General features: G+C 71.4%; 12 protein-coding genes. 11 read left to right on the top strand and 1 reads right to left on the bottom strand.

What is annotated here, in order from left to right; genetic code table 11:
• The first annotated feature begins 121 nt into the window (after nucleotides 1-121).
• The 6 genes from J1M64_RS00920 (at nucleotide 122) to J1M64_RS00895 (ending at nucleotide 7,228) form a co-directional block, all read left to right on the top strand.
• Nucleotides 122-1,522 (top strand): replication-associated recombination protein A, encoded by a 1,401-nt coding sequence (locus J1M64_RS00920; protein WP_206472193.1) that lies wholly within the window; start codon nucleotides 122-124, stop codon nucleotides 1,520-1,522.
• Nucleotides 1,523-1,604: 82 nt separating this feature from the next.
• On the top strand, nucleotides 1,605-1,751 hold the full coding sequence (locus J1M64_RS00915; protein WP_167457804.1) for a hypothetical protein: 147 nt from the start codon (nucleotides 1,605-1,607) through the stop codon (nucleotides 1,749-1,751).
• 203 nt (nucleotides 1,752-1,954) lie between these two features.
• On the top strand, nucleotides 1,955-4,615 hold the full coding sequence (gene alaS / locus J1M64_RS00910) for an alanine--tRNA ligase (protein WP_206472192.1): 2,661 nt from the start codon (nucleotides 1,955-1,957) through the stop codon (nucleotides 4,613-4,615).
• Nucleotides 4,612-5,133, top strand: a complete 522-nt coding sequence (ruvX, locus tag J1M64_RS00905; RefSeq protein ID WP_206472191.1) for a Holliday junction resolvase RuvX — start codon at nucleotides 4,612-4,614, stop codon at nucleotides 5,131-5,133. Before alaS ends, ruvX begins: the two co-directional genes overlap by 4 nt.
• A 93-nt stretch (nucleotides 5,134-5,226) precedes the next feature.
• Nucleotides 5,227-6,399 carry an endolytic transglycosylase MltG gene (gene mltG, locus J1M64_RS00900; RefSeq protein ID WP_154827545.1) on the top strand — a complete coding sequence of 391 codons (1,173 nt, stop codon included), beginning with the start codon at nucleotides 5,227-5,229 and terminating at the stop codon, nucleotides 6,397-6,399.
• A complete protein-coding gene (locus tag J1M64_RS00895; RefSeq protein WP_206472190.1) occupies nucleotides 6,389-7,228 on the top strand; it encodes a shikimate dehydrogenase in 840 nt (279 codons plus the stop codon). The genes mltG and J1M64_RS00895 overlap by 11 nt, the downstream gene beginning before the upstream one ends.
• A gap of 70 nt (nucleotides 7,229-7,298) precedes the next feature.
• On the opposite strand, the gene J1M64_RS00890 is transcribed toward J1M64_RS00895, so the two are convergent.
• Nucleotides 7,299-8,813: an NAD(P)/FAD-dependent oxidoreductase gene (locus J1M64_RS00890; RefSeq protein WP_206472189.1), complete on the bottom strand. Its 1,515-nt coding sequence runs from the start codon at nucleotides 8,811-8,813 to the stop codon at nucleotides 7,299-7,301.
• A 70-nt stretch (nucleotides 8,814-8,883) separates the two neighbouring features.
• Between J1M64_RS00890 and J1M64_RS00885 the strand changes: the two genes are divergently transcribed.
• From J1M64_RS00885 to J1M64_RS20280, 5 genes are read left to right on the top strand one after another with little or no spacing between them, the layout of a single operon-like run.
• The gene (locus J1M64_RS00885) at nucleotides 8,884-9,957 is read left to right on the top strand and encodes an AraC family transcriptional regulator (RefSeq protein WP_206472187.1); all 1,074 of its coding nucleotides are present in this window, start codon (nucleotides 8,884-8,886) and stop codon (nucleotides 9,955-9,957) included.
• Nucleotides 9,958-9,983: 26 nt separating this feature from the next.
• Nucleotides 9,984-11,198, top strand: a complete 1,215-nt coding sequence (gene aroC, locus J1M64_RS00880) for a chorismate synthase (RefSeq protein ID WP_096905422.1) — start codon at nucleotides 9,984-9,986, stop codon at nucleotides 11,196-11,198.
• A complete protein-coding gene (locus tag J1M64_RS00875) occupies nucleotides 11,195-11,743 on the top strand; it encodes a shikimate kinase (RefSeq protein WP_163375808.1) in 549 nt (182 codons plus the stop codon). Before aroC ends, J1M64_RS00875 begins: the two co-directional genes overlap by 4 nt.
• Nucleotides 11,744-11,801: 58 nt before the next feature.
• Entirely contained in the window at nucleotides 11,802-12,929 is a 1,128-nt protein-coding gene (gene aroB / locus J1M64_RS00870) for a 3-dehydroquinate synthase (RefSeq protein ID WP_067717930.1), read from the top strand.
• Complete coding sequence (locus tag J1M64_RS20280) at nucleotides 12,926-14,026, top strand: aminopeptidase P family protein (RefSeq protein ID WP_206472178.1); 1,101 nt, start codon at nucleotides 12,926-12,928, stop codon at nucleotides 14,024-14,026. Before aroB ends, J1M64_RS20280 begins: the two co-directional genes overlap by 4 nt.
• The last annotated feature ends 46 nt before the right edge of the window (nucleotides 14,027-14,072 follow it).

Raw genomic sequence — 14,072 nt, 5'->3', positions numbered from 1 at the left:
GGTCCTGACGGTCGGGTGGTGGCTGGCGGGGCGGTGTGCCCGCCGGGGACGTGGCATACCTGCCCACCAGGGAACCCGACGACGACGAGGGCTGCCCACACTTTCGGTGATCGGACGCCGAATGTTCACCCGGGGGTCGGAGTCCGGGCCCGCCGGTAGCCTGGTCGGCGTGACAGAAGATGCCGGGTTGTTCGCCGCCGGGGACGCGGCCGGACACGCGCCCCCCTCGCCCGCGGCGGGGGACGTGGACCCGTCCGCACCGCTGGCCGTGCGTATGCGGCCACGGACTCTCGACGAGGTGATCGGCCAGGAGCACCTGCTGCGGCCCAACTCCCCGCTGCGGCGGCTGGTGGAGGGGCGCGGCGGCTCCTCGCTGATCCTCTACGGTCCGCCGGGTACCGGGAAGACGACGCTCGCGAACCTCGTCGCGAGTACCTCGGGTCGGCACTTCGTGGCGCTGTCCGCGTTGAGTGCGGGGGTCAAGGACGTCCGCGCGGTCATCGACGACGCCCGCACCCGCCAGGTGCACGGTCAGCGCACGGTCCTGTTCATCGACGAGGTGCACCGGTTCTCCAAGAGTCAGCAGGACGCCCTGCTCGCCGCGGTGGAGAACGGCATCGTCCTCCTGGTCGCCGCGACCACGGAGAACCCCCACTTCTCCGTGATCGCCCCGTTGCTGAGCCGATCCCTCATCGCGGAGCTCCGGGGGCTGGACGACAGTGGTGTGGCCGGCGTGCTGAGGCGCGCGGTGGCCGAGGAGCGGGGCCTGGCCGGCGAGGTCGAGCTGACGGACGAGGCGGTCGAGGACATCGTCAGACTGTCGGGGGGCGACGCGAGGCGCAGCCTCACGATCCTCGAGGCGGCGGCGGGGGCAGCGGAGGACGGGGTGGTGACCCCGGAGATCGTGGAGCTGAGCCTGGACGCCGCGCCGGTGCGCTATGACCGCGACGGGGACCAGCACTACGACGTCACGAGCGCGTTCATCAAGTCCATCCGTGGGTCCGACGTGGACGCCGCGCTGCACTACCTCGCCCGGATGCTGGTCGCGGGGGAGGACCCGCGGTTCATCGCCCGGCGCCTCATGGTCCACGCCAGTGAGGACATCGGGATGGCCGACCCCACCGCGCTGTTGGCCGCCGGCGCCGCCGCCGAGATCGTGCAGAAGGTCGGACTGCCGGAGTGCAGGTTGGCGCTGGCGCAGGCCACCATCCACCTCGCCACGGCCCCCAAGTCCAAGGCGGTCATCGCCGCGATCGACGCCGCGATGGCCGATGTCCGCGCGGGCGGGGTGGGCGAGGTACCCAAGCATCTGCGGGACGGCCACTACGCCGGGGCGAAGGGCCTCGGCAACGGGGTGGGCTACCGCTACGCCCACAACGCGCCCGCCGGGGTCGTGGCGCAGCAGTACCCGCCCGACGAACTGGTGGGGCGTGACTACTACGAGCCGAGCCCCCACGGGCACGAGCGGGACCTGGGTGCGCGGGTGGACAAGCTCCGGAAGATCATACGAACAGAGACGTAGCCAGTTCTTGAGAAATATGTGAGTATCGTTAATAAGTGCTCGACCAGGCACTCTAATCACGCCGCTCACCCTGGAGGAAACCATGGCCTATCTCCTGTCCACGCTCGTCAGTGTCGCGACCTCGATCGGGGTCTGGGGCACGGGGGCACACAGCATGGGGCTCCTGCCCCGGGAGGCGTTCATCACCGCCGCCAACTTCGGCATCGTCCTGCCCCCGATGCCGCGCTGACCTCCCATCAGGCAGGGCCCGCCCTGCACCGGGCGCCCATCCGCCGGTTCGGCCGGGTGGGCGCCCGCAGGCGTTCACGCGGCCGCCCACCTCGTCGTCGTCGTCAGGTCCTCCCGGCCCACCTCGTTCCCGGTCCCACGCGGGCGCGACGGTAGGCTGGGACCTCGCCCGAGACCACCAGTAGACGACCAGTGAGGCCCCCAGTGCAGACCCATGAGATCCGGCGCCGCTTCCTCGAGCACTTCGTCAGGGCCGGCCACGCCGAGGTCCCCAGTGCGTCTCTGGTGTTGGACGATCCCAACCTGCTGTTCGTCAACGCCGGGATGGTGCCCTTCAAGCCGTACTTCCTCGGCCAGGAGACCCCGCCGTACGCCACCGCGACCTCCATCCAGAAGTGTGTGCGCACCCTCGACATCGAGGAGGTGGGCATCACCACCCGCCACAACACCTTCTTCCAGATGGCCGGGAACTTCTCCTTCGGCGACTACTTCAAGGAAGGCGCCATCCGGCACGCGTGGTCCCTGCTGACCACGTCGGTCGACGACGACGGGTTCGGGATCGACCCCGCGCTGCTGTGGGTCACCGTGTACCTCGACGACGACGAGGCCCACGGCATCTGGCGGGACGTGATCGGGGTGCCCGAGGAGCGCATCCAACGCCGCGGTATGGCGGACAACTACTGGTCCATGGGCGTGCCCGGCCCGTGCGGACCGTGCTCGGAGATCTTCTACGACCGCGGGCCCGCCTACGGCGTCGACGGCGGGCCCGAGGCCGACGAGGACCGCTACATCGAGATCTGGAACCTCGTGTTCATGCAGAACGAGCGAGGGGAGGGCACCGGCAAGGACGCCTTCGAGATCCTCGGCCCGCTGCCCAAGCAGAACATCGACACCGGCATGGGCGTCGAGCGCGTCGCGTTCCTGCTCCAGGGCGTGGAGAACGTGTACGAGACGGACCTGCTGCGCCCGGTCATCGAGACCGCCGAGCGACTGTCCGGCGCGAAGTACGGTGCGGACGGCGCCGCCGACGTGCGGTTCCGCGTGATCGCCGACCATGCCCGCACCGCCTACATGCTCATCTCCGACGGCGTGACCCCCGGCAACGAGGGCCGCGGGTACATCCTGCGCCGTCTACTGCGTCGCATCGTCCGCTCCGTGCGCCTGCTCGGGGCGACCGGCGAGACGATGGCCGAGTTCATGGCCACCGTCCGCGACGCGATCGGTCCGTCGTTCCCCGAGACCGTCTCGGGGTACGACCGGATCGAGCGGATCGCGGTGGCCGAGGAGGTCGCGTTCCTCAAGACCCTCGAGTCCGGGACGCAGCTGTTCGAGCGCGCCGCCTCCGACGCCCGGTCGTCGGGCGCCGCGGTGCTCACCGGCCGCCAGGCGTTCGCCCTGCACGACACGCACGGTTTCCCGATCGACCTCACCCTCGAGATGGCGTCCGAGGCAGGGCTGCAGGTGGACGAGGAGGGCTTCCGCTCGCTCATGTCCGAGCAGCGCGCCCGCGCCAAGGCCGACTCCCGGGCCAAGAAGCACGCCCACGCCGACCTGTCCGTCTACCGTGACTTCCTCGACGCCGGCGAGACCGTCTTCACCGGCTTCACCGACCTGACCGACGAGTCGCGGCTGCTGGGCATCGTCTCCGGAGGCGAGGCCGTCCACGTCGCCCGCGAGGGGGACGCGGTGGAGTTCCTGCTCGACCGCACCCCGTTCTACGCCGAGTCCGGCGGCCAGCTGGGCGACCGCGGCATGATCTCCACCGCCGGCTTCCAGATGCGGGTCGACGACGTCCAGAAGATCGGCAAGAAGCTCTGGGTGCACAAGGGCGTCCTCACCGGCGGCGAGGCCGAGGCCGGTCAGCTCGTCACCTCCGCCGTCGACCCCGAGTGGCGCAAGGGCGCCACCCAGGGCCACTCCGCCACCCACCTCGTCCACGCCGCACTGCGGCAGATCCTCGGCCCGGAGGCCGTCCAGGCCGGCTCGCTCAACAAGCCCGGCTACATGCGGTTCGACTTCAACTGGTCCGGCTCGATCCCCTCCGACGTCCTGGCGCAGGTCGAGGAGGTCACCAACACCGCCGTCGACGCCGACTACGGGGTCAACACCGTGGAGACCACCCTCGAGGAGGCCAAGCGCATGGGCGCCATGGCCCTGTTCGGCGAGAACTACGGCTCCCGGGTCCGCGTGGTGGAGATCGGTGGCCCCTTCTCCATGGAACTGTGCGGCGGGACCCACGTGTCCAGCTCCGCGCAGATCGGGCCCGTCAGCCTGCTGGGGGAGGCGTCCGTCGGCTCCGGGATCCGGCGTGTCGAGGCCTACGTGGGCATGGACGCCTACCGCCACCAGGCCCGCGAGCGGGCGCTCGTGTCCGGGCTGGCCGCCTCGCTCAAGGCGCCCACCGACGAGCTGCCCGACCGCGTGGCCGCCCTCACCGCGAAACTGCGTGAGGCCGAGAAGGCGCTCGAATCCCTGCGGGCCTCCCAGCTCGCGGCCCAGGCCGGCGACCTGCTGAACTCGGCCGAGGACCTCGGTGGCATCCGGTTCCTGGCGCACAGCACCCCCGGCGGCGCCGCGGGAGACCTCCGCACCCTCGCCTCCGATCTCAAGGGACGGCTCGGCTCGGACGCCGGGGTCGTGTTCCTCACCGCCCCGGCGCAGGACAAGGTCCCGTTCGTCATCGCCGTCAGCCCCGCCGCGCAGGATCGCGGACTCAAGGCCGGCGATCTCGTCAAGGCCATCGCGCCCGCGCTCGGTGCCCGCGGCGGCGGCAAACCGGACATGGCGCAGGGTGCCGGATCCGACCCGGCCGGGATCGACACCGCGGTGTCGGCGCTGCGCGACGCCGTCCGGGACGCCGGATGACCGACGCCCCGGGCGCCGCGGCCGGGCCAGCCGGGCCAGCCGGGCCAGCCGGGCCCGCCACGTCCGGCGGCGGATGGACCCGCGGCCGTCGGCTCGGACTGGATGTGGGCACCGCCCGCATCGGTGTGGCCTCCTGTGACCCCGACGGGATCCTCGCCACCCCCGTCGAGACCATCAAGGTCACCGACGGCGACCCCGGGTGGGCCAGCGAGCTCCGGCGTCTCGCCGAGCTCGTCGAGGAGTACGACGCCGTGGGAGTGGTGGTCGGGCTGCCCACCTCGCTCAAGGGCCGGGAGACCGCGTCCACCGCGATGGCCCGCTCGTTCGCCACCGCCCTGACGGTCGGGGCGCCGGACCTGCCGGTGGACCTCGTCGACGAGAGGCTGACGACGGTGACCGCGAGTTCGGCACTGCACGGCGCCGGCCGCAACACGCGGAAACAGCGCGACGTGATCGACCAGGCGGCCGCCGTGGTCCTGCTCCAGGCCTGGATCGACTCGCGGCACGCCCGCCGATGAGCGGCCCCTCGGCCTGCCCGCCTGGATAAACTGGCCGACGAGCACGATGCTGTCCGCGTGACAGCTCCCCTGACACCATGACCGAGGAGCACGATGTCTGCGGCACGAGGACGCTCGCGTACAGGAGCCACCACGAGGTTCATCCTCCTGGCGGCCGTGATCGGGGTGATCCTCGCCTTCGGCGTGATGGTCTACCGCAACCAGAACACCGAGGTCGCGGCGGCGCCGGACTTCGACGGACAGGGCAGCGGGAACGCGCTGCTGCACGTGGAACCGGGGGACACCCTGGGGGTCGTCGGGGACCGCCTCTACGACATCGGCACCGTGGCCAGTACCCGCGCCTTCACCGGAGCGGCGGCGGGAACGACCGTGGAGGGCATCCAGCCCGGCTACTACCAGGTCCGGCAGGAGATGAGCGCGGCCGCCGCCGTGGACGCACTGGCGGACCCGCAGAACCGCGTCGGGTTCATCGAGGTCAAACCGGGCGGCCGGCTGCTCGACACGGTCGTGGTGGGCGGCGGCAGGGAGAAGGGCATCTACACCCTGATCGCCGACGCCACGTGCCTCCGCGATCTGGACGAGCCCGAGGCCGCCCCGATGTGTCGGCAGCCCCAGGAGATCGTCGACGCGGCCGTGCAGGCCGACCCGGCGGAACTCGCGGTCCCCGAGTGGGCCATCAACGAGGTACGGGGCGCCCCGGACCCGGTCCGTCGCCTCGAGGGGTTGATCGCCCCGGGGGTCCACAACATCAACCCGCAGTCCGAGCCCGTCGAGATCCTGCGTCAGCTCATCGACGCCTCGACCGCCTCCTACGACGAGACCGGACTCGTCCCGGCCGCCGACCGTATCGGTCTCACCCCCTACGAGGTGGTCACCGCCGCGTCTCTGGTGGAGAAGGAGGGCAAGCTCCAGGACTTCGACAAGGTCGCGCGGGTCATCCTCAACCGCCTCGCCGAGCCCATGCGTCTCCAGTTCGACTCCACGGTCAACTACGCTCTCGCCGACCAGGAGATCGCCACCACCGACGCCGACCGGGCCGAGGTGACCCCGTGGAACACCTACGCGATGGACGGACTGCCCTACGGGCCGATCGGTTCACCGGGTCTCGACGCACTGCGCGCGATGGAGAACCCTGCCGACGGGCAGTGGAAGTACTTCGTCACGGTCGACATGGAGGGCACCACCAGATTCGCGGACGAATACCCGGAACACGAGCGCTATCAGAGCGAGGCCATCGCCAACGGGGTCCTCGCCAGTGGTCGCTGATCCCACGGGCGCACCGCGCTCGGCGGCCGTCCTGGGGCACCCGGTGGACCACTCGCTGTCCCCGGTCCTGCACGGTGCCGCGTACCGGGCGCTCGGCCTCGACGACTGGACCTACGAGCGCATCGACTGCGACGCCGAACGACTGCCGTCTGTGGTCGACTCGTCGCCCGCCGACCGCATCGGTTATTCGGTCACGATGCCCGGCAAGTTCGCCGCCCTCGCCCACGCCGACGAGGTGAGTGAACGCGCCCGCATCGTCGGCAGCGCCAACACACTCGTCCGGCGGGCGGGCGGCTGGTTCGCCGACTGCACCGATGTGGACGGGGTGGCCGGGGCGCTCGCCGCCTTCGGAGACCTCCCGGACCATCCGACGGCAGTCGTCCTGGGCGTGGGGGGAACCGCCAGACCGGTTCTCGCCGGGCTCGCCGAGGCCGGCGCCACGCAGGTGGTCCTGGCCTCGAGGCGCGACAACGCCGGGCCGGCGGCCGACTGCGGACGGGCCCTCGGGCTCGGGGTCCGCACCATGGGACTCACCGACCCGGAACTGATCGGGGAGATCACGCGGGCCGATGTTCTGGTCAACACCGTCCCCGAACCCGGCGTGCGGGAGCTCACGGACCTGGTCGCCGGCGCCCGACGGGTGTTCGACGTCCTCTACGACCCCTGGCCCACCGCGGCCGGGGCAGCAGCCCTGGCCGCGGGCATCCCCGTGGTCGGTGGCGACGTGATGTTGCTCCACCAGGCCTTCGGTCAGGTGGAGCTGTTCACCGGGCACCCGGCGCCGCGCGCGGAGATGGCCGCCGCGCTGTCGCAGGCACTAGGTCGCTGACCGCGCGGACACGGAGACGCGGGGACACGGGGACGGCCACCGTGCCGGAGCCGCACGGCCGGATGATCGGTCAGATGCTCGACGGCTCCGTTGCGCGACGGGGGGCGATCGTCTCGAAGTCGGCAGGGTCCGCGGTCCGGGTGCGGCGCTGGTACTCGTGCACCAGTCCCGGCCAGTTCGTCGTGATCCGGCCTGAGTCCGCCTTGTACCAGGAGTCGCAGCCGCTCCACACCGACTCACCGAGGCGGCGCATGATCTCGTCGTCGTAGGCCTCGTGCACCTCGCGACGGACGTCCACGGCCACCGTCCGATCCGTCCGGGCCAGTTCCTCGACCACCTGGCGGATGTACCTGGCCTGCTGTTCGATCATGAGGATGATCGAGCTGCTCCCGAGATTGGTGTTGGGCCCGTAGATCACGAACATGTTGGGGAAGCCCGGCACGGCCATCCCGAGATACGCGCGCGAACCCTCTCGCCACTGCTCGTGCAGGTCCTGACCGCCGCGGCCACGTACGGTGATCGGTGCCAGGAAGTCGGTGGCCTGGAAACCCGTGCCGTACACCACGACATCGACGGGTCGCACCCGTCCGTCCGCGGTGACGATCCCCTCGGGGACGACCTCGGCGACGGTGTCGGTCACCACGTCGACGTTCGGCTTGGCGAGTGCGGGGTACCACTGGTTGCTGAACAGCATCCGCTTGCACCCGATCGGTTCCGTCGGGGTGAGGGCCTCGCGCAACCGGGGGTCGCGGACGGTGAGCCGCAGGTTGGCGCGGGCGAGCCCGCTGAGGATCCTGGCGAGCGGCCGCGCGGAGGTCAGTGCCAGGCCGATGAGCTCCGTCGTCTCCCAGATGGTGCCGCGCATCGCGGTCATGAGGCCGGGGACTCGGTCGAACGCCGCCCGGTGGGCGTCCGTGTAGGCGCGGTCCGGTTTGGGCACCACCCACGGCGCGGAGCGTTGGTAGACGGTCACGTGCGCGGCCACCTCGCGGATGCGGGGGACGAACTGGATGGCCGAGGCCCCGGTGCCGAGTACCGCGACCCGCTTACCGGTCAGATCGACGTCGTGCCGCCACTCGGCCGAGTGGAACGACGGGCCGGCGAACGTCTCCGACCCGGGGATGTCCGGGTAGGCCGGACGGGACAACTGACCCACCGCGGGCACGAGCACCTCGGCCTCGAACGACTCGCCGGAGGCGCTGTGTACCGTCCACGTGGCGCTGTCCTCGTCGAACTCCGCGGAGGTCACCTCGATGCCGGTGCGCACGAGTTCGCGCAGGCCGTACCTGTCGGCGGTCTCCCGGATGTAGGACAGGATGTCGGGTTGCTCGGCGTAGCGACGGCCCCAGTCCGTCCTGCGGTGGAAGGAGTACGAGTAGAGGTTCGACGGGACGTCGCAGGCCGCTCCGGGGTAGGTGTTGTCCCGCCACACCCCTCCGACGTCGTCGGCCTTCTCCAGGATCGTCACCTCGGCCAGGCCGTCACGGGTGAGCTCGTAGGCGGCGCCGAGGCCACCGAATCCGGCTCCGATGATGATCACGCGCGGTCGCCGACGCCGGGTCCCGGGGGAGGAGGAAGAGGTCATGTCGTGACGGTAGTGCCCCGGCCCCGCGTGGCCGCAGACATTCACGGACGAATAATCCATAATTCCGGACATGACCACCTGGGACGACCCCGCGGTCCCACACTGGGACTTCCCCCGCTCGGCCACCGGGATCGGCGTGCTCGTCGAGGCCGGGCAGCGGCTCGGCGTGGAAGCCGGCCGGGTCCTGCAGGGGATCGCGCTCTCCCCGGTCGACCTCGCCACCCCCGATCTACTCGTGACGCCGGACCAGGAACTGACCGCGATCCGGAACCTCCGCGCCGCCGCGGGCGACCGGCCCGCCCTCGCCGCCGAGGTGGGCGCCACCTACCGGTTGACCACCTTCGGGATCTTCGGATACGCCCTGCTGTCGAGCCCGACGCTCCGCGACGTGATCGCCCTGACGCTCCGCTTCATCGACTTGAGCTACATCTTCAGCACGATCGGTGTGGAGTCGACGGGGGACAGGATCGTGGTGCGTCTGGAGGACACCGCGCTCCCGGACGACGTCCGCGAGTTCCTCGTGGACCGCGACCTGTTCGCGATCCACTCCGTCCTCGGCGAGCTCGTCCCCGGAGGCGTCCCGTTCACCGGGATCACCTTCGGTGGGGGGCGGTCATCCGGCACCCTGGCCGCATACGGGGCACGGCTCGGCCTCGTGCCGTCGGAGTCCGACCACGGCACCGGCGTCACGATGGTCTTCGACGCCGCCCGCCTCGACGAACCGCTCCCGCAGGGGAGCCCGGCGGCGGTGACGGTGGCCGAGGCCATGTGCCGCGACCTGGCCACCACCCGCCGGACCCGGGGGCCGGTGAGCAGCCGGGTCCGCGTCGAGATCGCCGGTCGTCTCACGCAGGGGGCCTCCATGTCTTCGGTGGCCGCCGGGCTGGGGGTCAGTTCCCGGACTCTGCGCAGGCACCTGTCGGACGAGGGCACGTCGTTCCAGCGGCTTCTCGACGACGTCCGGCTGGAACTGGCCAGGCGGATGCTGGCGACCGGTCTGCTGTCGGTGGAGGACGTCGCGTTGCGTCTGGGGTATGCCGAGGCCTCGAGCTTCATTCACGCGTTCCGGCGTCTCACCGGTGACACCCCGCACCGGGCCGTCGTCGCCTCGCGGGCACGGCGGTCCGCGACGACCCGGGCCTGATGTGCCGGGCCGTACCCCGACGTGGGATGATCGGCGACGTGCTGAAGTGGACCACTGCCGGAGAATCGCACGGCCAGGCCCTGGTGACGATCGTCGAGGGCGTGATCGCCGGGGTCGAAGTGACGAGCGACGAGATCGCCTCGCAACTCGCCCGCCGTCGCCTGGGCTACGGGCGCGGGGCGCGGATGAAGTTCGAGGCGGACGCCGTCCGGGTCCTCGGCGGCGTCCGCCACGGCCGGACCATGGGATCGCCGGTGGCGATCGAGGTCGGCAACACCGAGTGGCCCAAGTGGGAACAGATCATGTCGGCGGATCCCGTCGACCCGGAGGCGATCGACGACAAGGCCCGCGCCGCCCGCCTGACCCGCCCGCGGCCCGGTCACGCCGACTTCTCCGGGATGCTCAAGTACGACTTCGACGACGCCCGGATGGTCCTCGAGCGCGCGAGCGCCCGTGAGACCGCCGCACGGGTCGCGGCCGGGACTGTCGCCCGTGCGGTGCTGCGGGACGTCCTCGGCGTCGAGGTCCTCTCGCACGTCATCTCCATCGGCGCGTCCGAGCCGTACGTCGGACCCGAGCCCGGGTTCGCGGACCTCGAGGACATCGACGCCAGCCCTGTGCGGGCCTTCGATGCCGCCGCCGCGGAGTCGATGATCGCCGAGATCGAGGCCGCGAAGAAGGCCGGGGACACCCTCGGTGGCGTGGTCGAGGTGGTCGTCCACGGCCTCCCGATCGGTCTCGGCTCCCACGTGTCCGGCGACGATCGTCTCGACGCACAGCTCGCCGGCGCCCTCATGGGCATCCAGGCCATCAAGGGCGTCGAGGTCGGGGACGGCTTCGAGACCGCGCGCCGCCGTGGCAGCGTCGCCCACGACGAGATGGTCCGCGGGGACGACGGCGTCGAGCGCCGCAGCAACCGCGCCGGGGGCCTCGAGGGCGGCATGACCAACGGTCAGCCCCTCCGGGTCCGGGCCGCGATGAAGCCCATCTCCACGGTGCCCCGTGCGCTGAGCACGGTGGACATGGAGGACGGATCCGCGGCCACCGCCATCCACCAGCGCTCGGACGTGTGTGCGGTTCCGGCGGCGGGCGTCGTCGCGGAGTCGATGGTCGCCCTCGTCCTGGCCCGCGCGGTCCTGCAGAAATTCGGTGGCGACTCGCTGGCGGAGACCCGCCGGAACGTCGGGGGATACCTCGACGCGGTCGCCGAGCGGCTGGACTGGGCGACGGACGAGGCATGAGCGAGCCGGCACGGCCGGTCGCCGTGCTCGTGGGACCACCCGGTGCCGGCAAGACGACCATCGGCCGCAAGCTCGCCCGGCGGCTCGACGTGCCGTTCCGCGACGCCGACCACCTCATCGAAGAGGCCGAGGGCCGGTCCATCCCCGAGATCTTCGCCTCCGACGGCGAGCCGCACTTCCGCGAGATCGAGGAGCGGATCATCGGTGACGCGCTCACATCGTTCGACGGGGTCCTGTCCCTGGGGGGCGGGGCGGTCCTGTCGGCGGTGACCCGGCGACGCCTGCGAGGCCACCGGGTCGTCCACCTCACGATCGGGGTGGCCGAGGGGGTGCGCCGGTCCCAGGGTCCGGGTCGCCCGCTCCTGGCCGGGGGCGACGTCACAGCCCGGTACCAGGCACTGCTGACCGAACGCTCGCCGCTGTACCGGGAGGTCGCCTGGACCACCGTGAGCACCGAGCGGCGCAGTTCGGGCAAGGTGGTGACGGACATCGTCGACAGGCTCGACTCCGGCGACCCGCACCTGCGGGGCGGCGTTCGGAGATGAGTGACGACCAGACGCGTAGCGACACGAGTGCGACACGAGCGATGAGCGGGAGCAGCAGATGAACCAGGACGAGAACACCACCGAGCCCGTCGTCGTGGAGGTGCGCGCCGCGGACCCGTACCCCGTGGTCATCGGCCGGGGCCTGCTCCCGGAGATCCTCGAGGCGTGTTCGTCCTCGCGAACCGTGGCGATCTTCTACCAACCGCCGCTGGCCCAGACCGCCGAGGCGCTCCGCGAGAAGCTCGCCGACGCCGGCATCGACGCCCACCGGATCGAGATCCCGGACGCGGAGGCCGGCAAGGACCTCGCCGTCGCCGGGTACTGCTGGGACGTCCTGGGCCAGATCGGGTTGAACCGCAAGGACACCGTCGTGAGCCTCGGCGGGGGCGCGGCCACCGACCTCGCGGGCTTCGTCGCCGCCACCTGGATGCGTGGCGTCCGGGTCGTACACATCCCCACCACCCTGCTGGCGATGGTCGACGCCGCGGTCGGTGGCAAGACCGGAATCAACACCGATGCCGGGAAGAACCTGGTGGGCTGCTTCCACGAGCCCGCCGCCGTGTTCATCGACACCGCGACGCTCGAGACCGTCCCGCACAACGAGTTGGTCTCCGGAATGGCCGAGGTGGTCAAGTGCGGCTTCATCGCCGACCCGGAGATCCTCGACCTCATCGAGGCGGATCCCGCTGCGGCGCTCGATCCGGGCGGCGAGACGATCGTCGAGCTCATCCGCCGCAGCGTGCAGGTCAAGGCCGACGTGGTCGGCCAGGACCTCAAGGAGTCCGGCCTGCGGGAGATCCTCAACTACGGCCACACCCTCGGCCACGCCGTGGAGCGTCGCGAGCAGTACCGGTGGCGTCACGGCGCGGCGATCAGCGTCGGGATGTGCTTCGTCGCCGAGCTCGCCAGGCTGGCGGGCCGACTGGACGACGCGACGGCGGACCGTCACGCCTCCGTCCTCGCGTCCCTCGGACTTCCCACCGGGTACGACGAGGACGCCTTCCCGCGGTTGCTCGAGCTGATGGCCGGCGACAAGAAGAACCACTCGGGCTTCCTGCGGCTGGTCGTGCTGGACGGACTGGCCCGCCCGTCGCGCATGGAGGCCCCGGACCCGTCGCTCATGACGGCGGCGTACGCCACCATCTCGGAGGGCCGCAAGCCCAGCGGTGGAGGGATCCTGCTGTGATCGAGCGTCTCGCCCCACGTCGCCGCGCCGTCGCCGCCGCCCTCGCCGACGTCGGTGCCGACGCCCTGTTGGTGACCGATCCACGGAACATCGCCTACCTGACCGGGTTCTCCGGGTCGGGTGGGGCCGTCCTGGTGGAGGACGACGGCGAGGCGGTCCTCTGCACGGATTCCCGCTACGAACTCCAGGTCGTCGAGCAGGCCCCGGACGTGGGCCACGTGATCTCGCGCGAGTATGTCGCCGGCGTCCTCGGTCGTCGTCGCGGACCCGCCGACGCCCCGCTCGCCGTCGAGGCCGATCAGCTGACCCTGTCCGCGGCCGCCGGCCTGCGCCGTGCGCTCGCGGCGACCGGGGGAGCGGACGCCCGGATAGTGGAGACCAGCGGGCTGGTGGAGACGGTGCGCCGCGCCAAGGATCCCGACGAGCTCGCCCTCATCGCCAGGGCGTGCACGGTGGTCGACGAGGCGTGGACCCACGTGTTGGGCAGCGACCTGGTGGCGGCCGGTCGGACCGAACGAGAGGTCGCGGCGGACCTGGAGCACGCGATGCGGCGGGCCGGTTCGGACGGCGTGGCGTTCGAGACGATCGTGGCCTCCGGACCCAACGGAGCGCACCCGCACCACGTTCCCGGGGACCGGGTCCTGGCGGAGGGCGACCTGGTGGTGGTGGACTTCGGAGCCACGGTCTCGGGGTACGCGTCCGACTGCACCCGCACGGTCGCGTTGGGGACCGCCCCGGACCGTCTGGTGGAGGCCTACGACGTCGTCCGCCGAGCTCAGATCGCGGGGGGCGAGGCCGTCCGCGCCGGCGTCCCGTGCGCCGAGCTCGACGCCGTCAGCCGCGACATCATCACCGACGCCGGGTTCGGCGACCACTTCGGCCACTCGCTGGGGCACGGGGTGGGGTTGGACGTGCACGAAGCGCCCGCGGTGTCGACCCGGTCCACGAGTACACTGTCCGACGGCGATGTGATCACCATCGAGCCGGGGATCTACCTCCCGGGCCTCGGCGGGATCCGAATCGAGGACACCGTGGCCGTCACCGGCGGTGGCGGACGGTCCCTGACCACCACGTCGAAGGACCTCAGGGTGCTCTGAGGATCCGACCCACGATCATGCGCGCGACGCCGCCCCCGGCTGCGGC

The organism is Dietzia sp. KRD202, from assembly GCF_017168155.1.
Taxonomy (GTDB): Bacteria; Actinomycetota; Actinomycetes; order Mycobacteriales; family Mycobacteriaceae; genus Dietzia; species Dietzia kunjamensis.
The sequence above is the reverse complement of the archived record's forward strand: the minus strand, read 5'-3'. Positions and strand labels throughout refer to the sequence as shown.